We start from the raw sequence: 23,646 nt of genomic DNA on the forward strand, positions 1-23,646 counted from the left end.
TTCTTCTCTCTCTAAAACACGCCAGTCTTTGCTTTCATAGGAACTACATGTTCCTGTTTCATTTCTTCAATAGTTTTAGGTTTAATCGGTGTTGTCGGATAGTTACCAACTAGTTCATAACGAGAGCTATCAATACTCTTCAACGGTACTACATGCTCTTTATAGAATTCCGCATCCGCCTCTTTCATCCGTTCTAAGAAGAATAGAGAATAAGCCATACCCTCCTTCGTCCACGAGATGCTACGAACCATATGTGTTTCAGGATTACCTGTAAAATAAACATCACCAGAATCACCTGATTTAGACCATTCATGATCGCCGTACTCAGATGGAACATATGGTGTATCTCTTACGGTATCTAAGGAATATCCCATTCTATATGCCATAATACTATCTATATATTTTTTCCCATCCCGATAGATAGTCACACCTTTTTTATAATATACAACCTCTAATACATCATTTTGATCTTGACGCGCTGTATAGAGCTGATAACCATAAGGTATATAGCTAGGCGCCTTGACCTCATACGGCAGTTGCTGTGCAGCTTCTACTATTCCTTTCCAATTACGAGCCCCTTCTTGAGTTTTCATAGGCCACTCTAATAAAGTCTTTCTTGGTAATGCTTTGATTGCTGAATCAGGATGAACTCTAGGCATATCATTTGTAATTGTAGCGGAAACACGAACATTATCGGTAGATATTGAATCATTAACAACATCAGCTGAAACATATCCTGCACACAATAATCCTACAGCCATAGCAGATAAAACGGACTTAAATAGAAGCTTCTTCATGATCTCTCCTTTATAAAAACTTGATATATACTTTACACATATAATGATATATTTTCTTATTTATATCAAAAACATGCCACCGATTCTGTTGCCCTAGCTACTTCATAAAACTTTTATCTTTCCTATTGTGAAAGTATAGTTATGAGCCATTAGCTGCTTTAATGCTAACTAGTTATACATAATAAAACATCCTACTAAACGCTATATTACAATAGAGTTCAATAGGATATTTTGTCATTATTTAGTTAATGGAGGCATAATAATATCTTGTTCAAGCTGTCTTCGTCTCTTTGCAGTATAGTCTACAACTTTAATTTGAACTACGCCCACAGAGTTTACCATAGCATCGGTAAAGGTAAATTCTCGACCAGTCTGATGCTTCATCAACACTTGTAAACCATGAACTTTTTCATCAATATTCTCTAAATAAGCAGCCTCTCCTCGTCCCATTACACTGGAATAGACTGAACTATATTTACAAGGAATATCTCCACCTGAAACGAGAGCCTCATCATCACCATCAATTTCGATAAATACATGAGGATTCGCTTGCATCAAACTAAACTTCTTCCCCTCATGATGTCCATGCACAAAAATATGAAGTACATCATCTATAAATTCATAGCCGAAATGCAAAGGTACCACGTAAGGGTAATCACCATCCATCATACCCAAGTGAATGATGCGAGTGCTATTTAAAATACCTTTAATTTCATCTATATTTGTAACCATACGATCTTGACGTCTCATAATAGCCTCCACAAGAATCGGAAAATTGATATACCTTACGCTTCATGTAATCTGCCAAGAAGATGTTTAAATTGAGCCTCATCACTATTCAGCTTTCCGAAAAAAACTTCATCAATTTGTTCAACTAATGGAACTGCTTTTTGTAATATTTCACTGCCCTTTTCATTTAAAAGAACCGCTTTCGCACGTGTATCTCTAGAGTGCTCTTTTCGCTCTACAAAACCACGTTTTTCCAATAAGCTCAATATTTGAGATACCGTCATAACATCTATCCCTGAAAGTTTTGAAATCATAACTTGTGTAACTTCGTTATCATGTTGTGATAAATACGCAAGAGATGCTAAAACAACAAATTGAGGATGTGTTAAGTTCAACTCTTTTAACGCTTGTTTTATAGTAAAATGCCATTTATTGTACACCCTCATGAACAATAATCCTGTTGATTTTTCTGAATTGTCTTTATATTTTGATGTAAACAAACAGCAATCACCTTATCTTTCTAAACAATTTTTTAGAATAAATATAGATTGAGGAACATCCGAAAAAACTTGACTTAAAAATTCCAAATGTTGCTTATCTTCACTTTCTAAACTTACAGTATGTTTTACATTTACACTTCCATCATGATTATCAATTATTTGATGTCCGAAAAGTATAGCTCCAAATGGAGTTTCAGTCTTATCCCAAAACTCTTCAAAAGGTTTTACAAGAGTAAGCTGATATTCCATAGGTGGCATGCCTTCAAGCTCCATTGTACCACATGAACCAGTCTCAAATTTACCGTTTAATGTAATATTTTTTAGATCCTCTTCCCAGTCATACCATTTTTCGATATTCGCATAGTACGTCCACACAGCTTCTTTTGGCGCTTTTATGTTCAAACTAAAACTAAATTCCATTTTATATCCTCCTTTTTTATGAGTTCTTTATTATAAGTGTACTTATTATAAATTATTTTATATTATTCGTCAATTAACTTTATAAAAAAGATCTTCTATGAGTTTATCAATATAAGGGTATACTCTCATCAGAAAATCATCAGACCTTTTGTCTACTGCAAAAATACATTTGACTTTTTAGAATAGATACTGTATTATAAAAAAATAGTTTTAAAGATTCTATAGATTGTTAAAGCTATGGTAATCCATAGCCTTTATATTTATAGATAGTTTGTAGAAAAGAGGTCTTTATTATGTCTGATACGCATCAGTTAAAACGGGGTCTTAAGAACCGGCATGTACAGCTGCTCGCCATCGGCGGTGCTATTGGTACAGGCCTATTCTTAGGCTCCGGTCGCGCCATTCACTTGGCTGGTCCATCCATCATATTCGCCTACCTAATAACAGGTGTTATGTGCTTCTTTATTATGAGAGCACTAGGCGAGTTATTGTTATCTAACCTAAATCACCACTCTTTTATCGACTTTGTAGAAGATTACTTAGGGGATCGAGCAGCCTTTATCACAGGATGGACATACTGGTTCTGCTGGCTTTCACTAGCCATGGCGGATTTGACAGCCGTAGGCCTCTACATGCAATACTGGATACCGTGGCTTCCTCAATGGATACCAGCCTTACTTGTTCTAGTCGCCTTGCTGTTAATGAACTTGACAGCTGTAAAATATTTTGGCGAAATGGAATTCTGGTTTGCCTTGATTAAGGTAATTGCTATTATCTCTCTTATCATTATCGGTATCATCATGATTGTTACTGGTTTCACCACAGATGCTGGCGTCGCCGCCTTTAGTAATATGTGGAATTACGGAGGATGGTTCCCGAACGGAACGATGGGCTTTGTCCTATCATTCCAAATGGTTGTATTTGCTTTCACAGGCATAGAACTCGTAGGTTTAACGGCTGGCGAAACAGAAGATCCTGAAAAGGTTATTCCAATGGCCATAAACAATATCCCATTGCGTATTATTTTATTCTATGTAGGCTCTTTAGCCATCATCATGAGTATTTACCCTTGGACTGCCGTTAACCCTGCTGCAAGTCCATTTGTAGCCGTGTTTACCGCCGTTGGCATTACAGCCGCCGCAGGTATCGTAAACTTCGTTGTTCTTACTTCTGCAGCCTCTGCTACAAACTCTGGTATCTTCAGTACAGGCCGTATGATTTATGCCTTGGCAAAACGAGGTCATGCACCAAGCTCAATGCGGCGCTTGACCCACAGCAGTGTACCATATCAAGCAACGATTTTCTCAGCTGCCGTATTATTGATTACTGTCGTACTCAATTATGTAATGCCTGAAGCCGTATTCGTTATGATTACATCAATCTCCACATTCTGCTTCATCTTTATTTGGGCCATGATGGTTATCTGTCACCTTAAATATCGTAAGAAAAATCCTGAACTAGCAGCACAATCTAACTTCAAAATGCCTCTATACCCTGTAATGAATTACATTATCCTAGCTTTCTTTGTTTTCGTTCTTGCAATTCTCGCCTTAAACGAAGATACGCGAATTGCTCTCTTGTTTACACCAATTTGGTTCATCATTCTTTGGGCCTTCTACTCTATGCTCAATACGGATGATGAGGATGCTCTTGGGGAAGAACTCATCGAAATGGCTGGTGTAAAAGAAATTTACAAAAAATCTAAAAAAGATGATTCCGATGATTACGTAATCTAACAAAACGCCCGTGCATGCACGGGCGTTTCTATTACTTCATAGTTGGGAAGTTTTCTTGTTCATATTGTTGTTGATACGCTGGTAGATTATTTATATTTTCATTGTAATTAAAGATAGTCTTAATGCGATAGCCTTCTTGAGTAATGATGATATCAATAGAGGATGGTACTTCTTGACCATTCTGTTGCAAATGGTTAACTAATTCTTGCAATGCCTCTATTTGACGTAAAGAACCAGCCATATATTTACCCTTGGATAGGCCTGTATTTCTAATGACTTGACCATTATATACTTGCCCTCTATTATCTTTGTAATAGAAGCGCACAGCATCCTTATCCCCTGCAGGAACGGCTTTAATATAAATAATCTTCCAATTCTTCTTAATCATCACTTTTGTAGCTTGTGCTAAATTATTAGACAAACGTCGTGTTTCTTGATTAGTAGATTTAGATACACCATTAACCTGTTGAATTTCATCATTCATAGGCATTTCAATAGGTGTCATTACTGGATCTTGTTCTACCTTTTTTGCATCTACAGGCTGAATCGCAAACACACCAACAACCGCCATTACAGCTAATGAGGTAAGAGCAATTTTTTTCATTCCATCTCTCCTTAGAGAATTTATCAACACAAATTACATTTTATAAAATTAATTACTAAAATCCGTATCCACAATGGCGAATTGTGTATAGTCAGGGTAACGTTTTTGCATTTCTGCCTTAATTTTTTCCAATGTACCATGCGGATCTTCTTCGTCAAAGTCAAAGATAATATCGTAGTAAATAACCTTCTTTTCTTCTTGTACGTAGAAGGCATGTACTTGTACCACATGTGTATATAAACTAATAACTTGATCAAGAGCTTTTCTAATTTCAAGTACTTCTACACTTGGTTTATTTTCAGCATATACACCAACGGTCATATTGATGCCAAACTTTTTATAAAGATGAACCGCAATGCCCTTTGTTAGAGGATGGACTTCTGCCATTGTCATAGAATCTGGTACAGAAATATGAACGGAACCGATTGTTTCTCCCGGACCATAGCTATTTAATACCAAGTCATATACACCACCCACATTTGGATGCTGTGCGATAGTTTCTTTAATATTACGGATTAAATTATCATCTGCTCGAATACCAAGCAAATGATTGTACATTTCACGTAAAATATCATACGCTGCTTTTAAAATCAAAACAGAAATAACAGCGCCCACATAACCTTGAATATCAAAGTTAAAGAAAAAAACTAAGCCTGCAGATACCAATGTGGCAAAGGTAATCACTGCATCAAAAAGGGCATCTATACCAGATGCTACGAGTGCATCGGATTTATATTTCTCACCTTGTGCCTTGATATAACGACCCATCACTACTTTCACCACGATGGCAACAGCGATGATAACAAGACCTGGAATATCAAATGTAGATACCTCAGGATGGATAATTTTTTCCACAGATTCCTTAAGGGATCCAATACCTGCACCGAGAATGATGAAAGCTATAGCCATGGTAGTCATATATTCTATACGACCGTGGCCAAATGGATGCTCCTTATCAGCCCCTTTGGCGGCTAATTTCGTACCCACAATAGTTAATACAGAGGACAATACATCTGTTAGGTTATTTACCGCATCAAGGATGATGGCGATGGAATTAGACGCAAGGCCCACAATCATTTTAAAAATAACGAGAACGACATTACCTATAATGCCTTTTATACTGGCAAGCGTAATCCCCCGATTACGTGCTGCACCATTATCTTGTAAAATCATACTACACCTCTTACATTCTGATTTATAGTTTTAAATTGAACTATATCGATTTACTTATATTCCTATTATAGCTTATCGATTATCATTTGTCATTATTTTTCTTGAAAAATATTTTTAAACTTATTGATTTAGCTGAGTTATCAATAATTCTCATTTCTCAATTAGAGTGTTTGATGTATTGTGACTTCACAATGTATAGTACAAACCTATTATTAACAAACTAGTATTTTGTATTACGTAACAAGTTAATCAGATCAGATTATGCCGTAACCGTAATACGCTCTCCTGTGCGCATGTGTGTAAATACTACCTTTTGAGCCCGTAATTGAAATGGCTGTTCCGTAAGTTGTGCACCGTATAAGGTATCTCCTACAAGAGGGTGCCCTATATGGCTGAAAGCTACTCGAATTTGATGTGTTTTCCCTGTGTACAAACGAACTAAAACCTCAGAATATCCACATTTATTGGACTTATACACAGTTTTGTCCACATTTTGATTGCTTTTATCAACATCTCCCAAGTTTATATCCACATTTTTTGCTGCCATATCCACAGAATTTTTAGACTTATTCACAGAGTTATCCACAGTCTCTGAAGAATGTCTACATAGGACGGAAAAATCTGTACGAGTCTCTTTTCCCTTAGGATTCACTTCGTAATGAATCCCATCAGCACTGCGTTCCATAGGGAATACTAAAGAATCCTCATCGGCTTCTACAATGCCTTCCACAGTCGCCATATACCACTTTTCAAAGGTATTATCATCCATTTGCTGTTGATAAATACTTTGTGCTAAACCACTTTTTGCAATGACAATGCAACCTGTCGTATCTCTATCGAGACGATTCAAGAAACGTACCTTTCGCTTAATACCATGTTCTTTAAAATAATGCGCCACACCATTGGCAAGAGATACTTGATCTTTAGAGTTTACCGTCAAACCGCATGGCTTATCCACAATAAGGAGATCAGTATCTTCATACAGAATGCGTAAGTCCATTTCGATAGGGTCATGATCTATTTTTTCCTTCGCCATAGCAATCCAAATCTCGTCGCCTTCGGAGATTATATCCTTTGGTGTAGCCTTATGTCCATTAATGTGGATTAATTTCTCTTCAAAGAGTTTAACTAAGGACTTTCTAGGATATCTAGTATCTAACACTTCACCAAGTGAAATATCACATATTTCTCCAATATGCTCGGAATCACGACTTGATATGTCTTGATTGCTACTCGATATATCTCGATTTTTACTTGATATATCTTGACCATTACCTATTAGCTTTTGTCTTGCATTTTTCTTGCTAAGTACAGCTTCTATATCTACAGCTGTCACGGTCCACAGAATATCATCAGGGCGATGTGTTTTTCGCGCCATTAGTATCTCCTTTCTACGAGTTCAGGATCTCGTGGCATATAGTTGAGTAGCGAACTTGGTTGAACTGCCCTACCTCGTATATTCGTCTGTTCAAAGGTAATGGTCAATTCTTGTTTAGGTCGAGTTATGGCCACATAGAATAAACGCTTTTCCTCGTCTTCACGACCTTCTGCAATGGCAAAGGGACTGGGGAAAGTTCCTTCATTTAGCCCAGCCAAGAATACATGGTCAAACTCGCTACCCTTCGCTTGGTGAATGGTAATGATAGGAATGCGGTCTTCATTTCGTACTTGCTGCGCAGGCTCACCCGCCGTAAGGGCCGCCATCTGTAAGATTTGATTTAATCGAGCCAAACCTGCAGGCCCTTCATAAGCCGCATCTAGTTTTTCCATGATGCGATACAAATCGCGTATATGCTCTACCTTTGCCGCTTCCCCATGAAATTTATAGTATTCTAGAACCCCCATTTGGTTCATGATATACGCCAATAATTTCGTTGGCATCTCCGTATAGGCTTTTCTACGCAAGGTCGCCATTTGAGAGGCGATATCCGTGAAAGCTGCTTTATATTTATTTATAGCTACCATGCGCCCCGTTGTAGTTGGTATGATTTTTTCTTTCACCACATAAATTAAAAGCTGTGCAGTGGCCAAGATATCATCCATTGCATTATGTGTTGGCTCATGGTGTATAGGGAACTTAGATGCTAGGAAGCCCAATTTATGATTTGGCAAATTAGGATAGAAACGACGGTAGATATCGAGTGTATCGTAAATAGCCTTGAACTCAGGATTGCCTAAGTTATGACGCGCCAATTCATTTGTAAAGATGGTCACATCATAGTTTACATTGTGACCTACAATAATAGTATCCTTAGAAAACTCCTTAAATGCTTTGAGTACTGTAGTAGGATCTTCGCCGTGTTCTTGTAAATATGCATCGGAGAAGCCGTGTACCTCTTCGGATTGACCAACAGGTACACCTGGATTGATAAAGCGTTCAAAGGCCTCTAAGACCTGTCCACTTTCATCGATGCGAATGGCTGCAATTTGAATGATGCGGTCTTGAGACGTATCTGTGCCGGTGCTCTCCACGTCATAAACAACTACTTCGTGCTGCTCTAAGCCACTGACAAGCTTTGCATAAGGCTCTGCCTCAAAGATAGGCATATCCATGAAGTCCGTCAATTTTAAACCTACTTGGCGCGTCTCTAGGCTTTCAATCGCAGCGATACGAGCATCACCAATACCAGCAACATATCGCTTGATAATGCGCTTCGCACTGACAGAGTCGTTTGGATTCATGAGCAGTTTGAAGTAGGCCATAATGTCCTTTATTTCTTGACGTCTAAAGAATTTAAACTCGTCGATAATCATGAAGTGACGGCGCTCCTCTTCAGGTCGTTCGCCGTTAAGACGTTCAAAAGAATCACTTAGCTGCTGTGCCTTTTTATTATCCCTCACGAGAACGCCGATATTAGCATCCTTCGGTAATGCGCAGATAGCTTCGTAGATATAGCGGCCCTCAAGGTAGCTATTTTTACAACCTTTAATGAGAACAGGCTTACCCTTGCTTTCACTATTGGCACGAGGCAATTCAGTATAGATAGACCCAACCAGGTCAGGGAACATATTTTGTAAGGTTTTGAAAGCCATCGTAAAGAGCGTCCAGTTGGAGCGATAGTTTTCGTAGAAGATAATTTTTAAAGGCTTGAAATCCGCATCAAATTGCTTGAGCAAGCGGAACGGATCGGAGCCACGCCATTCGTAAATTGTTTGGAAATAGTCACCACACAAAAGTACGTGATTACCTTCCCACAGCATTTCTAGAACTTTGTACTCTAGTACGCCTGTATCTTGCATTTCATCTACAGAGATATAGCTGTAACGACTGCGCCAGCGCTCACGAACTACAGGATCTTGAAATAGGCGATGAACACCGCAGATGAGATCTGTAAAATCTAGGCCGTGCACGGAAGCTAAGCTTTCATCATACGCAGCAATCCATTCGTGACCATGGTTCAAGAAATCATGGAGTTCACTGTAGAGGACATTGCCAAAGCTCGAAAAGAGCTGTTCAATGGCTTCACGCTGTTCCTTCTGTAAGCGTTCAATTGTCCGCTTGTAGTCACCTACGAGATCATCAGAATAAAAGCCATATAAAGAACGATATTCTTTCACCATGGAGATAACATTAGCAAAGGACATTTCTCGCAATTTACCAGGACGGTACGGTTCAGATAGTTCCTTGCAGTCTTCTTCGTCAAAGATGGTCACATCCGTGTACAAGGTTTCGTTGCGCTTGCCCTCTTGTTGGAGAATGAAAAAGCAAAAGCTGTGGAATGTACTAACCTCCACAGCCTTTGCAGGACTGCCCACGAGCGATTGAATGCGGTCTTTCATCTCGTTTGCGGCCTTGTTCGTAAAGGTCATGCACAAGATATTCTCCGCCTTCGCATAGCCACCCTCGATGAGATGAGCCACCCGATAAGCAAGTGTATTCGTTTTTCCCGTCCCAGCGGACGCTAACAAGAGGATATTCTGTTCCACTTCATCAATAACGCGTTGTTGTTCACGATTGATAAGCATAAAAACCTCCTATTATTTAATGCCGTAATATATAGCAGCTAAGACCATAGGAATAGGACCTAAAATTGCTGTTAATGCCCAAATACCAACTCCAATATCCATTGGAATATTAAGTATATGAACGCATACCCAGTAGGTTAACCCACCAATCACAACATTCATAGCCACCCGTTTAATGGTGAAAAATGCTACTTTGAAAGCAATGTAGGCTACAGCAATGGAAATAACCGCCGATATAATCGGTGATGCTAATAAAGCTCCCATACTATTATCCTTTCATTTCTTGACGGTTCACTACGGCACCGCCTAGCGTTAATTCATCGGCATATTCGATATCGCCGCCCACAGGAACACCGCGGGCAATGCGCGTTACCTTGATGCCACTTGGACTTAATAAGCGCGCCAAATACAGAGCTGTAGCTTCCCCTTCGACATCTGGGTCTGTCGCGAGGATAACCTCTTGTACAACACCATCACGAAGGCGTGCAATCAACTCTTTTACGCGAATATCGTCAGCACCAATGCCCTCCATAGGGGACAAAGCACCTTCCAATACATGATACAAGCCCTTATAATCACCACTGCGCTCGATAGCAATCACATCACGAGATGTTTCAACAACCATAATCGTCGTTTGGTCGCGATTTGGATTGCTACAAAATTCACAAGGATCTTGAGCTGATAAGTTAAAGCAAATAGAACAGTGACGCGTAGCCCCCTTCGCTTCTACGATGGTTTCCACGAGGCGGTCTACCTCTTCCTTCGGCATTTCTACCAAATGATAAGCCAAGCGTCTAGCCGACTTGGAGCCGATGCCAGGCAAGCGGCGCAGCTGTTCTACGAGCCGTTCTAAAGCGTTTGTCATTTAGAATAAACCTGTTGGCAAGTTTAGACCACCAGTCACTTTGCCCATTTCTTGAGCCAAGAGGTCGTCTACTTTTTTGCTAGCTTCGTTTACCGCAGCCATTACTAGATCCTCTAACATTTCTACATCTTCAGGATCAACAGCTGTAGGATTCAATTTTAAAGATTCGATGATTTTTTCACCGTTCATCACAACGGTTACTGCACCGCCACCTACGGAAGCTTCTACAGTACGAGTTTTTAACTCTTCTTGCATTTTCTTCATGTCTTCTTGCATCTTTTGAACTTTTTTCATCATGCCAGCCATGTTGCCCATACCTTTACCAAACATTGTATTTCCTCCTTTTAAGACATCGTCCTATACTAACATTCTAAGTCCACATCATTAACAATATATGACATAGATTTATAACATATGTGTCACCTAATAGCCCCAAGGCCAAAGGTTATTATATAACAATTACTTTTTTATCTATTCTTCGATAACCTCGACTATGATGTCATGGTCTTCAGATAATTTTTCTAACGTTTCCGCCAAGAGAGGATTGTTTCGTTCCTCTTCTGTCATATGCTCTGGATCCCAAGCGTATTCTCGAGCCACCGTAACACTATCGATAGCCTCTACTTCAATAGGTGCTGCTGAAAGCATATCATTGTCATCACCTTGATGCGGGGTTACCTCACGAGATTCACCCCCATCAGACTTTGGGACAGCTTCAACCTCAATATGCGCACCGCTATCCATAGGGCGCTCTAACACTTCGCCATCCTCGCTGATAACAGTCACACTATCTAATGGATGTGGCGGCATATCATCTAAGGATGATACATAAGAATCCTCCATATCATCTACAGGCACATCATCAAAGGAATGAACTGGAATATCATCCCCTTCTATAGAACCTGCTAGAGACTCAATAGGAATTTCACCATCTGGCACCTGTGTCGCAGGACTACCATCAAAGGATGTAATTGGCACATCACCACCGGATGCTGGCTCTGTTTCTACGCCAGCTCCTAATGCAGTTTCTGATGCAGCTATTGTAGTTGTATTCGCACTATCACTAACTACCGTATTTGCAACGGCACCGCCGGTTTTCTTAGCTAAGAATGCCATCGCCGCAGCCTTAGCCGCGTCCACGGCTGCAGAATCAGGCTTACTCTCTTGAGGATCATTGGTTAAATCCATTTGTGTCGGTTGCCCACCAGAGGTCGTCTTTACGTCAACCATCGGTTCTTGTGGTCGTTGGGGTGCTTTTACTTGGCGTTGTGTGGTGCTACCAGCAGCCTTTTTATAGTCTTTATAAACTTGCGTGAGGGCATCCACGATTTCTACGTGTACTGCATAGCCCAGTGTATAGGTGAAAGCATCAACCGCTTCCGCCAAGTTCACTTCATTGGTCATTACATTGAGATGTAATGTATTTTTAAAGGCCATGACCGCCTTGCTTTGGTCTACGTACACTAGCTGACCTTGACCGATAACGGTAGAGGTCATATTGCGATTACTATCCTTCAAGTATTTAATGACATTGGATTGTACATTACGATACTCTTGAGCAGATAAGATTTGTTCACTAATGATGGCCTGTGTACTAATTCCTTTTTTAGCACGACCCTTAGCTTGGTTTCTTGTGGTTTTTCGGGAAACTGGGTCCCCATTATTCGGTGGTGGCGCCATGCCAACGCCGCCCAATGGTGGCGGAGCCATGCCCACTCCATTCATCGGAGGAGGTGTACTACCTGGTGCTCCCATCGGTGGTGGAGTCATCCCCACATTCGCAGGCGGTGGTGTCATGCCTACGCTGCTTGGAGGTGGCACAGTGCCAACAGCAGTATCTTGAATACTACTCATGGAAGTATTCTGTACAGCAGCATTATCTACAGGAACAAAGCTGTTCGCATAGCCGCTAGGTGGACCAAATGCATTAGCACCATAAGCTGGTGTAGGAGCCGCTGGGCCTCGTTGTTCCAATTGAGCCATGCGGTTCAATAAATCATTTCGTTCAGATCGCTCAGCACTTTCTAGAGCATATATACGGTCTTCTAAGCTTTCATCAACAGAGCCTAATTTAGCACAAAGCACGAGTAGACCCATTTCGATGATAGTTCTTGGATTGTCCACTTGTTTCGAATCATTCATGATGGATTGAGCACTGCGCACATATTGGTTAAGTTCATTGAAATCAACGCTATTGGCCTGAGCTAGGAACTCATCCTTAAAGGCATCGTATACCTTGAGCTCATCCGCATCAGGAGCCACCTTACCAACGAGCAAGGCACGCACATGTTGAATGAGGGCTTCCATAATTTGCGTCGCATCGCGACCTTCTGCCAAGGCATCGTGAACGTAGGATAATACTTTAGGGCCATCTCCGTTACGCAAAGCATCTAGGAAGTGAATAATCCATTCCTTACTTACGAGACCGATTAATTCTTCCACCACTTGCGGTGTAATAGAGCCCGTTGCCATACCTGCACATTGGTCTAAAATACTCAAGGCATCACGCAAGCCACCATCTGCATGAACAGCAATGAGCTGCGCTGCCGCAGAATCAAGGCTAAAGCCTTCTTTTTCTGCTACGTAAGATAAGCGTTGTGCGATATCATCAGATGTAATGCGTCTAAAAGTGTACCGCTGACAACGAGACACGATAGTAACAGGCAATTTTTCAATTTCTGTAGTGGCAAAGATAAACATCACATGAGCAGGAGGTTCTTCGATTGTTTTTAAAAGCGCGTTCCACGCCTCTGTAGTGAGCATGTGGGCTTCGTCTATAATGAACACCTTTTTACGCCCCTCAACAGGCATAAATTTGACGCTTTCACGAAGAGCACGAACCTCATCGATACCGCGATTGGATGCGGCGTCGATTTCAAGAACGTCCATGGACTGTCCACTCAAAATCGATTTACAAGCACTACATTCGTTACAAGGGTGATCCGTTGGACCATGCTCGCAGTTGATAGCGCGCGCAAAAATCTTCGCCATGCTCGTCTTACCAGTCCCCCGCGGACCGGCAAATAAATAGGCGTGAGCTACCTTATCCTCACGGATAGCGCGCATCAATGTATCAGACACCTGATGCTGACCGACCACATCGGTAAATGTCTGCGGTCGATACTTACGATATAGCGCAATATATGCCATTGGAACACCCCCTTTTTCCGAAACTTACAATACTTTATTATACCATATTCAAGAAAATTAGGCATAAAAAAAGCGGCCCCACAGGCCGCCTTGCAATATTCGATCACGACAGCCCCCGGGGTCCCCGTGGCACATGAAGGTTACCGCTTAGTGCTGCTACCTCTCAGTCCTGACACGATTCACAGACCCCCATTGCACAGGCCCGAGAACTGCCATGATCCAATATTGCAATATAAATATTATACATGAAAAAGCCTCTATAGTCAAAGCTATAGAGGCTTTTCACTGTATTCTTATATAACAAAAATTAACTAAGGAGAAATATATTATGCATATTTTTCTTTAAATGCAGCCAGTTGTGCTTCTTCTAAGGACAAGCCTTGTTCTTTGAAGCGTTCAATAGCAGCTTGCATTTCTTCGTATGCTACAGGTACAACTTTTGTAAATCTGTTTACAAAGTTATTCCAGTTTTCAAGGATATGACGGCCTTTAGCAGAATTAGTATGCAATACATGTTGTTCTATCAGTTCTTTAATGCGTTTAAGGTCATCATTATTGGCTGTACGTAATTCTACGAGACCTGTATTGACATAGCGTTCATCGCAATCGAGGATGTACGCATAGCCACCGGACATACCTGCTCCAAAGTTACGGCCGATTTTACCGAGTACGAGCACTTCACCACCAGTCATGTATTCACAGCCATGGTCGCCGACGCCTTCCACAACGGCAGTGATACCGCTGTTACGTACGGCGAAACGTTCACCAGCTACACCGTTGATGTAGGATGTACCAGAGGTTGCACCGTAGAAGGCAACATTACCGATAAGGATGTTTTCATCAGCTTCAAAGATGGATTTCTTAGGTGGATATACGGTAATGGTACCGCCGGACAAGCCTTTACCGAGGTAATCATTCGCATCACCTTCAAGTTCTAGTGTCATGCCTTTAGGAATGAAAGCACCGAAGGATTGACCCGCAGAGCCTTCGAAATTCAACTTGATTGTATTATCTGGCAAGCCGGTTTCACCATAACGACGAGTCACCTCAGAACCAACTAAGGTACCTACAACGCGGTTGATGTTAGTGATAGCCAATTTAGCGCGAATCGGTTTTTGATCCTCAATAGCAGGACGGCACATACGCAAGAGTTTGGACATATCCAAGGTGCGTTCCAACTCGTGATCTTGGTCAACCATGTGCATATGGCCTACAGAGGCATCGATATATGGACGGAACAATATACGTTTAAGGTCAACGCGAGACAATTTGAAGTTATCATCTTGAGATTTTTGACGCACAAGATCGATACGACCAACAAGCTCAGCTACGGAGCGAATACCTAGACGAGCCATGATTTCACGCAATTCACGTGCGATGAAAATCATCAAGTTTTCAACATATTCAGGCTTACCTGTAAAACGAGCACGCAATTTTTCATCTTGTGTAGCTACACCGTAAGGGCATGTATTAAGATTACATACACGAGCCATTTTACAGCCTACCGCCACAAGTGGCAATGTGCCAAAGCCAAACAACTCAGCACCAAGCATAGCTGCCACAGCCACATCGAAACCAGTCATCAATTTAGAGTCTACTTCTAATTGAACACGGTCACGCAATCTATTGAGCATCAATGTTTGATGAGTTTCAGACAAACCTAATTCCCAAGGCACACCAGCGTGTTTAACAGATGTACGACCTGCCGCACCAGTACCACCATCGTATCCAGAAATCAAGATGTTATCTGCTTTTGCTTTCGCAACACCAGCAGCGATAGTACCAACGCCTGCTTCAGATGTTAATTTAACAGAAATACGCGCATCTTTGTTGACGCATTTCAAATCGTAAATCAACTCAGCCAAGTCTTCGATGGAGTAAATATCGTGATGCGGTGGTGGAGAAACGAGCTCTACCCCTGGCGTGGAGTGTCGAGCTTTTGCAATTTCAGGATATACCTTTTTGCCTGGTAATTGACCACCTTCGCCTGGTTTTGCGCCTTGAGCACATTTAATTTGCAACTCTTTTGCATTGATCAAATAATTCGCTGTTACCCCGAAACGACCTGATGCAATCTGTTTTACTTCGGAGTTCATGCTGTCGCCGTTTGGCAATGATTTGAAACGAGCTACATCTTCACCGCCTTCACCAGAGTTGGATGTAGAGCCTAAACGATTCATAGCGATAGCAATGGCTTCATGCGCTTCTTTACTGATGGCACCATAGCTCATAGCGCCCGCTTTAAAGCGTTTTACGATAGACTCTTCCGGTTCAACCTCTTCGATAGGAATACCACCGCCTACAGGATAATTCAATTCCATTAAAGAACGCAATGTAACATGGTAATCATTGCGAATCGCTTTGGAGTATTCTTTATATTTTGCATAATCCTTTTCGATAAGGGATGCTTGTAAAAGATCGATAGTCTTAGGGTTGAAAAGATGCTCTTCCCCATCTTTTACAGGACCATACCAGCCGCCTGGTTCGAGTACTGTTTCTTCAGATTTGAAAGCACGTTCAAAACGAGCCAAGGCTTCGTGTGCTACACCGCCAAGACCGATACCACCGATGCGAGTTGGCGTATTTACAAAGAACTTATTAATGAAGTTAGTATTCAAGCCCAAAGCTTCAAAGATTTGTGCACCGTGGTAGGATCGAACTGTGGAAATACCCATTTTGGACATAACTTTCATGATGCCACCCACAGCGGCTTTAATATAGTTCTTTTCTGCTTCTTCTGGTGTAATATCTCCAAGACGTTTACGAGCTTGCAAATCGCGAACTGTTTCAAGCGCCAAATATGGGTTGATAGCCGTTACGCCATAGCCAATTAATGTACAGAAGTGATGAACCTCACGTGGTTCACCAGACTCAAGAATGAGGCCGATTTCTGTACGCAACACTTTGTTGATCAAATGATTATGAACAGCTGCTACAGCTAATAATGCTGGAATTGGTGCATGATTTTCATCGACACCGCGGTCGGATAAGATCAACACATTTTGATCTGTACGAGCTGCGTCTTCTGCCTTTTCGCATAAATCATTTAGCGCATCGCGCAAGCCTTCAGCACCCTTAGTAGGATCGAAGAGAATTGGCAAGGTTACGGATTTCATGCGACGACAATCAAGAGCTTTGATGGACGCCAACTCTTGGTTCGTAAGGATTGGTGTGCGCATAGACAGCGCATAGGTTCCTGCTTTGTTAGGATCTGTTAGATTACCAGAGTTACCAAGCATAACCCGTGTAGATGTAACCATCTCCTCACGGATAGAGTCAATAGGAGGATTTGTTACTTGCGCAAACATTTGCTTGAAGTAGCTATATAGCAATTGTGGTTTATCGGACAAGATAGCTAAAGGCGCATCGGCACCCATGGCACCTACAGGGTCTTTACCATCTTTTGCCATAGGCACAATCATGCGAACAAGGTCTTCTTGAGTATAACCAAAGGCTTGTTGCTCCTTGAACAAATCCTCTACCTTTGGAATGGTGCTTTCATCGGCCTGAGTAATTTCAGATAAGTGAATAACGTGTTCTTTTACCCATTCATCGTACGGTAATTCAGTAGCAACGCGATGTTTAATTTCTTCATCGGAAATGATGCGTTGTTCATCTGTATCGATGAGAAGCATTTTACCTGGTTCCAAACGGCCTTTAGCACGAATATTTTCGGCATTTTCGTTGACAACACCAACTTCAGAAGCCATGATAACGCGGTCATCTGTTGTCACATAGTAACGAGCGGGACGCAATCCATTACGATCAAGCACACCGCCGATAACGATACCATCGGTAAAGCCCATAGCCGCAGGACCATCCCACGGTTCCATCATAAAGCTATTAAACTCATAGAAATCATGTTTTTCTTGGCTCATGAGATTATTGCGTTCCCAAGGCTCAGGGATCATCATCATGATCGCATGAGGCAAGGAACGCCCTGTCATGTGCAAGAATTCCAATGTGTTATCAAACATAGCAGAGTCAGAACCGCTATCATCTACTACGGGGAATACCTTTTTGATATCTGGGAACAATGGAGATTCCGCTTTACCTTCACGAGCATTGATCCAGTTTACATTACCGCGAATTGTATTAATTTCACCATTATGAACTAAGAAACGGTTAGGATGTGCCCGAGCCCAACTTGGAAATGTATTCGTACTGAAACGAGAGTGCACCATTGCCAACGCAGATGTAAAGTCAAGGTCGCTCAAATCAAGGTAGAAGTCGCGCAACTGACCAGGTGTTAGCATCCCTTTATATACGATTGTTTTGGAGGACAAAGATGCGATATAAAAATCGCTGGATAATTCCTTGCTTAATGGAATGATGCGTTTTTCCGCCAATTTACGGATGATATATAATTTGCGTTCGAATTCTTTATTATTCGTTACATCGGGGCCTTTACCGATAAGGATTTGAATCATCCAAGGTCGAATCGCCGCTGCCTCTTTACCGACCTTTGTACCATCAACCGGTACTTCACGCCAGCCGAGAACAACTTGCCCCTCTTCGCGTACAACCTCTTCGAGAATTCGTTTTTGCTCGTTACGGAGACTTTCATATTTATGGGCAAATACCATGCCTACGCCATATTCGCCAGCTGCAGGCAGTTGAATACCAAGCACTTCGCACTCACGTTTGAAGAACTCGTGCGGAATTTGTACCAAAATACCGGCACCATCTCCTGTGTCCTTGTCAGCACCGGCACCACCACGATGTTCAAGGCGCTCCAAAATGCGCAAACCATCGTCGATAATATCATGGGATTTTTTCCCCTTAATATTAACAACGAAGCCCATGCCACACGCATCCTTTTCAAATTGGCTGCTATACATGCCATTGGCCTCGAGTCTAGCTTGATCTAGACGTTGTTGCTCTATTGTGCTTTGCTTCATATCCATAACGTGCACTCCTTCATATCACTTGATTATTCCAAGCACTGCGGCATCGTTCCGTTCGGTCTTGGTAAAAGTATAACTAACAAACTATTTCTCTATAAAATTATCAATTTAATATTCTATAGAATTTTATGTCTATACACAGTATACTCCTGTCCACTGTGAATTGAAAATATAAAAAAAACATAGTCTATGCTTTTCATGCATAGACTATGAGTTTTTATCACTATTGTTTTTTGTATACAAGGATACAGAAAAAATAAGCATCTCGTCCGATAGATATGATAGGCTTATTATTTAGAGTAGTAAAATCTACAGTTATTATTCTCGACCAAAATTATCCCCTAATTCACAAATAATCGTTATAGCTTCGTCCTTACCATACGGCACGAAGGTTAGCTCCGATGCATGTAAACATTGGCGTGTATAGGGCTTATTGCGCATACCATACATAGCATCACCAACAATAGGATGTCCAATATGTTTCATATGTACGCGAATTTGATGAGTTCTACCAGTCAACAACTTAAAACGTAACAGAGTATTGTCACCTTCATAACCGAGAACGGTATATTCCGTTTGAGCCGGCTGACCCAATTCATCGATAACACGGCGATTATCAAATACTGGATCTACCCCAATAGGCGCATCTACCATGCCATCCGCATCAATATGACCTTCTACAAGACCTGTATAAATACGGTCGATACGACCTGCTTGTAGCTCATCCGTATAGTATTGTTGTGCTTCCTTTGTTTTACCAAAGAGAATGCACCCCGATGTATCTCGGTCGAGGCGGTGCACAGGTCGAACCTTATGAACTACGTTTTTCTTCGCATAATACCCTGCCACATAGTTACTCAATGTACAAGACTTCGTTTGCCCTGCTGGATGAACGAGCATAAAAGGAGCCTTATTCACAACTAGGGTATGAGCATCTTCATAGAGAACGGTAATCGGCCCCTTTTCTACGTCTACTCCATAATCCTTATCTTGTGGTAATTCTAAGGTTAATACATCACCCTTTTTAAGTGCTCGCTGCGAATGAGCCACACGGCTATTAACTTTTACCCGTTTCTTGCGAAACATCATTTGGATATCCCGAGCGGATAGGGAAAATCGTTCCTTTACATATTTAGAGACCGTCAACTCTGTCGGTTCTTTCACCGTATATGTTTTCCAGCTCATATTACCACCACTCGTTAATATACGTTTTTTGTTCAGGATAGAGAATATCGAAATAGTCTAACCATTCTTCGCTTACTGAAAGTTTCCCTTCAAACGCAAGGTCTCGAGCCGTAAGTGTGCCCATTAATAACTGGCTCAACGCACCGACCTCAATGGTAATATCTGTTTCATCCTCTATCGTATCAGAAATCTTTTTAACGGATGGAGTTAATGCACTGCCATATTGTACTTCATAGCGACCTTCGTTCCAACTGCAAAGCCCATCTTTTACAGCAAAGGTCATTGTTATAGGCATCATCAATGCCTCTTGATTAACAGGAATTGCTTCAAAAGCAGCTTTTACATCTACAATACGACTCATCATATATGGCATGGTAGCATGGCCAGTTCTACCATCAGGATAGAAGCGATAATATGTATCGTGAAGGCCTTCATTCCAACGGATAGACGTACCTTGAGAACGGTGATTATAGAAATAATTTAATAATGCACGTTGTACACGGCGTGTCGTGTAAACCAGCTCAGTAACAGGAATTTCAGGCTGACCTAAACGATACACTGCATAGCCTTCAATGACATAGTCATCGTTGCGCACTACAGCAATGTTTACGCCTTCTGCAAAGAAGCTGCCTAACAAACGTTTCCATTCCTTTTCGCCACGTTCTGCGTAGCCAGAAAGACGAGCCGTATATGTTTTATATACTGGATCTAACAAAGTCCATTGATCTACGCTATTTAGTAAGCCAAAGCTCAACGTTTTATCTGTCATAGGGCGCAAGTCTTCTAGCGACATGGTGTTCACCCATTGATGAGCATAAAGTTCCCAACCATATTGCTGATAGAACGCTGCCTTGGATGGCATCAAAATCGTCATAGCTTGTCCGCGTTTACGAAGCTCCTCTAGTGCAGAGGTCAATAATGCACCGCCTACTCCACCACGGCGAGCCGCAGGATGTGTTGCTACGCCTACCATATAACTCGTAGGCAATACGGCCCCACGTATATTAAGATTGTATTGACGCAAATGAACGGTACTCAACAATTGGTCCTGTTCTAGGCCGACCATTGTATTTTCTGGTTCATAGCACTTTGTAAAATAATATTGGAAGAATGGATCTTCCTTTGGTTCAAAGCAGTACGCCCATAGATTTTCCACATGAGGCGTATCTTGAACCATCGCAATTCTAAATTCCATGTTTATATCCTCGTTATATCATAAGAGCCGTTATCTATCTATTGCGTCACAGCGTATAATATCTAATCTAAGCACATCGCATCGCCATATCGCCATATCGCCATATCGCCATATCGCCATATCGCTATGATGATACGATAGTTACATTCAAATAGATAGGCTAACAATTCTATTATAACAAAATGAGCTATGAAGCACATCGACTTCATAGCTCATTTTTTATTTACCACCTGTCGCATTATCTGCTTCGTTAGCATATACTGCGTCATATTTTTCAGCAAAATGATCTGGGTTATAAGATTCTTTTGCTTGACGAAGACCAGGCAAGCCCATATCTTCTTCACGGTTAATGAATTCTACATCGCTGAATTCATGACGAATAAATTCATTATTGATCGCTTGGTACAAACCACGAATATCTGGATTTGCTTTTTCAATATGAATCAACGCCATTTTATCATTCAACAATTCACCGATACTGAAAGCTTCCACGCGGCCAAACAATTTAATGGTGCCGCCTTTAAGGCCTAGCACATCCCAGTTATCAAATAATAAATTGATAGCAACCAATTCATCTTCGATACCTTCTTCATGATGGGTTTCTACCCAAGATGCTGCTGTTTCGCGGCATAATGGAATGATATCTTCTGTAATTGGCACATATTCATAGTTGGAATATTGCATGCGGAATTGATTTAAATGGTTTTTCTTTTGACGGAACTTCTTACCGGACAAATTGATAAGATCTTCAGACTTATAAATGTATTCGTAGTTATCGCGGTCAGGTGTGAATGTGTAGCGTCCAGGACATAATTCTTCCATGCGCTCTTTCATGATTTTGCTAATACCTTTGAAGCGGAATGGCAATTTATTTTCCACAAACCATTCTTTAGCGCGCAATAAACCATCAAGGAACTTTGCATCTTTACCAGCAAATGGAGGCAATAGGAATGGTTCACGCTTACCGCCACCTTGAATGTACAACACGCCATTTTCTTCAGCCCAACGAATGCCGTACGCATCTTGCCACATAAATAATGTAGTAAAGCAGTTATCAGATGCTTCATAATGATGTTGTTCAAAATACTTATCGATTAATGGTTTATCTCTTAATTCAAAACGTTTAAATTCTAAAATAATAATCCCTCCTATCAGATTCCTCTTCTGAGGTTACCGTCGTTATCGGTAAAAGTTGAATATAGCCAAATATTCATTAGGCTCTTCATAATACTCTATTGAAGTCACTTAATTTGTAGTTATAATTTTACAGATTCCCCTAATTCAAAGGTACCATCTGTAGTGATAACCTTATCACCTTCGTTTAAGCCAGAAATAATGGCTACGTCATCGCCTTCAGTGATGCCTACCTCAACAACACGTACGTCAACGGTATTATTTTCAGTTAACACATATATGTACTTGCCATCTTGGTTTTCACGAACCGCCTTAGTTGGAACGGTCAGCATCTTGGCTTTCACATTAGATTCAATAACGAGTGTATAGAATTCACCAGCCTTGATTAGGCCTTTCTCATTGTTGAAAGTAGCTTTTACGAGAACACTTGGCACATTTTCAGGCTGAGTAATATCTACGTAAGTCAATTCCCCCGGTATTTCTTGGTCCCCCACCTTGAGAAGTACCTTCATACCATTCTTGGCTTCAGATGTACCTAACTTCATAGCCGCATCACGGGGAATGCTGAGGGATGCTACCATCGGCGTGGATTGCTGAATCATCATAAATGGACGATCCGTAATCGCCATTTGACGATCTTCGTTATAAATAGATGTCACCGTACCTGCTATAGGGGCCACGATTGTAGAAGCTGCCATCTGTGCAGATACTTGAGCAATTTGTGCCTCGATAGCCACCGTATTGACGCCTCCCCCACCACCAGTTGTGACTGTTGTAGTTTGTGGTTGAGATCGTTCCAAAATACGATCATATTCTTTTTGTGTGATTATGCCTGCTTCGCGCATGCGTTGAGCCTGTTCCAATTGAGTACTATCTATAGATGCTGCAGTCGTAGTCGTCACAGCTGTGGCATATGATTGTGATTGGGCTTGTGCTAATTGTCCTTGCAAGGATGCTAGCTGTTGTTGTAAAGCCGATGTATCTACAGTTGCCACAGTTTGACCTTGCTGTACTTGGTCGCCTACTTTCACAGCATACACGACCTGCCCCGTCAAGGTCGGCGTTATCGTCGCCTTATTAAGGGCCGTTACATTGGCATCATTATGAATCTGCAACGGCATATCCTTGTACGTTACCTCTGCGACGGATACGGTTTTCGTACCACATCCCGCAATAGCGAGTGTCATAATCATAACACCAAGGATAGCAATTACAGAGCAGAAACGATTTATTTGCATTCTGTCACTTCCTATCATATTGATTTTTATCAATACCTTAGTATATC

At 41.3% G+C, this 23,646-nt stretch carries 18 protein-coding genes and 1 other RNA gene; 1 reads left to right on the forward strand and 18 read right to left on the reverse strand.

The features are described from left to right. Window positions 1-11: 11 nt before the first annotated feature. The 4 genes from PK1910_RS06230 to PK1910_RS06245 all read right to left on the reverse strand — a co-directional run bounded on the left by PK1910_RS06230 (window position 12) and on the right by PK1910_RS06245 (window position 2,446). A complete protein-coding gene (locus tag PK1910_RS06230) occupies window positions 12-797 on the reverse strand; it encodes a hypothetical protein (RefSeq protein ID WP_058948138.1) in 786 nt (261 codons plus the stop codon). Between the two features lie 237 nt (window positions 798-1,034). Beyond that, a complete protein-coding gene (locus PK1910_RS06235) occupies window positions 1,035-1,547 on the reverse strand; it encodes a pyridoxamine 5'-phosphate oxidase family protein (RefSeq protein WP_058948139.1) in 513 nt (170 codons plus the stop codon). Window positions 1,548-1,582: 35 nt separating this feature from the next. Next, entirely contained in the window at window positions 1,583-1,972 is a 390-nt protein-coding gene (locus tag PK1910_RS06240) for a MarR family winged helix-turn-helix transcriptional regulator (protein WP_024060210.1), read from the reverse strand. 66 nt (window positions 1,973-2,038) lie between these two features. Continuing rightward, window positions 2,039-2,446, reverse strand: a complete 408-nt coding sequence (locus tag PK1910_RS06245; RefSeq protein WP_058948140.1) for an SRPBCC family protein — start codon at window positions 2,444-2,446, stop codon at window positions 2,039-2,041. A gap of 293 nt (window positions 2,447-2,739) precedes the next feature. Here PK1910_RS06245 and PK1910_RS06250 point away from each other — a divergent pair, with 293 nt between their 5' ends. Next, window positions 2,740-4,182 (forward strand): amino acid permease, encoded by a 1,443-nt coding sequence (locus tag PK1910_RS06250; RefSeq protein ID WP_058948141.1) that lies wholly within the window; start codon window positions 2,740-2,742, stop codon window positions 4,180-4,182. 31 nt (window positions 4,183-4,213) lie between these two features. Here the strand turns inward: PK1910_RS06250 and PK1910_RS06255 are convergent, their stop codons facing one another. The 14 genes from PK1910_RS06255 to PK1910_RS06320 form a co-directional block, all read right to left on the reverse strand. Further along, entirely contained in the window at window positions 4,214-4,786 is a 573-nt protein-coding gene (locus PK1910_RS06255; RefSeq protein WP_058948142.1) for an immunity protein YezG family protein, read from the reverse strand. Window positions 4,787-4,834: 48 nt separating this feature from the next. Beyond that, window positions 4,835-5,959 carry a cation diffusion facilitator family transporter gene (locus PK1910_RS06260; RefSeq protein ID WP_058948143.1) on the reverse strand — a complete coding sequence of 375 codons (1,125 nt, stop codon included), beginning with the start codon at window positions 5,957-5,959 and terminating at the stop codon, window positions 4,835-4,837. A gap of 259 nt (window positions 5,960-6,218) precedes the next feature. Beyond that, window positions 6,219-7,337: an RluA family pseudouridine synthase gene (locus tag PK1910_RS06265; RefSeq protein ID WP_058948144.1), complete on the reverse strand. Its 1,119-nt coding sequence runs from the start codon at window positions 7,335-7,337 to the stop codon at window positions 6,219-6,221. Next, window positions 7,337-9,925 carry a 3'-5' exonuclease gene (locus PK1910_RS06270; RefSeq protein ID WP_058948145.1) on the reverse strand — a complete coding sequence of 863 codons (2,589 nt, stop codon included), beginning with the start codon at window positions 9,923-9,925 and terminating at the stop codon, window positions 7,337-7,339. The genes PK1910_RS06265 and PK1910_RS06270 overlap by 1 nt, the downstream gene beginning before the upstream one ends. A 12-nt stretch (window positions 9,926-9,937) precedes the next feature. Then, entirely contained in the window at window positions 9,938-10,189 is a 252-nt protein-coding gene (locus PK1910_RS06275; RefSeq protein WP_004694917.1) for a hypothetical protein, read from the reverse strand. A gap of 4 nt (window positions 10,190-10,193) precedes the next feature. After that, window positions 10,194-10,790, reverse strand: coding sequence for a recombination mediator RecR (recR, locus tag PK1910_RS06280; protein WP_004694915.1), 597 nt, complete (start codon window positions 10,788-10,790; stop codon window positions 10,194-10,196). Continuing rightward, a complete protein-coding gene (locus PK1910_RS06285) occupies window positions 10,791-11,120 on the reverse strand; it encodes a YbaB/EbfC family nucleoid-associated protein (protein WP_004694913.1) in 330 nt (109 codons plus the stop codon). It abuts the gene before it with no gap. Between the two features lie 141 nt (window positions 11,121-11,261). Then, on the reverse strand, window positions 11,262-13,940 hold the full coding sequence (gene dnaX, locus PK1910_RS06290; RefSeq protein WP_058948146.1) for a DNA polymerase III subunit gamma/tau: 2,679 nt from the start codon (window positions 13,938-13,940) through the stop codon (window positions 11,262-11,264). Between the two features lie 109 nt (window positions 13,941-14,049). Then, window positions 14,050-14,149: signal recognition particle sRNA small type (gene ffs, locus PK1910_RS06295), an RNA gene on the reverse strand. Window positions 14,150-14,266: 117 nt separating this feature from the next. Next, window positions 14,267-18,847, reverse strand: coding sequence for a glutamate synthase large subunit (gene gltB / locus PK1910_RS06300; RefSeq protein WP_058948147.1), 4,581 nt, complete (start codon window positions 18,845-18,847; stop codon window positions 14,267-14,269). 318 nt (window positions 18,848-19,165) lie between these two features. Then, window positions 19,166-20,032: an RluA family pseudouridine synthase gene (locus tag PK1910_RS06305; RefSeq protein ID WP_058948148.1), complete on the reverse strand. Its 867-nt coding sequence runs from the start codon at window positions 20,030-20,032 to the stop codon at window positions 19,166-19,168. A gap of 1 nt (window position 20,033) precedes the next feature. Beyond that, the gene (locus PK1910_RS06310; RefSeq protein WP_058948149.1) at window positions 20,034-21,227 is read right to left on the reverse strand and encodes a GNAT family N-acetyltransferase; all 1,194 of its coding nucleotides are present in this window, start codon (window positions 21,225-21,227) and stop codon (window positions 20,034-20,036) included. Window positions 21,228-21,446: 219 nt separating this feature from the next. Further along, window positions 21,447-22,382, reverse strand: a complete 936-nt coding sequence (locus tag PK1910_RS06315; RefSeq protein WP_058948150.1) for a DUF2156 domain-containing protein — start codon at window positions 22,380-22,382, stop codon at window positions 21,447-21,449. Window positions 22,383-22,483: 101 nt separating this feature from the next. After that, window positions 22,484-23,599, reverse strand: coding sequence for an efflux RND transporter periplasmic adaptor subunit (locus tag PK1910_RS06320; RefSeq protein WP_058948151.1), 1,116 nt, complete (start codon window positions 23,597-23,599; stop codon window positions 22,484-22,486). Window positions 23,600-23,646: the final 47 nt, after the last annotated feature.

It is taken from the genome of Veillonella parvula (assembly GCF_036456085.1).
GTDB classification, from domain to species: domain Bacteria; phylum Bacillota; class Negativicutes; order Veillonellales; family Veillonellaceae; genus Veillonella; species Veillonella parvula_E.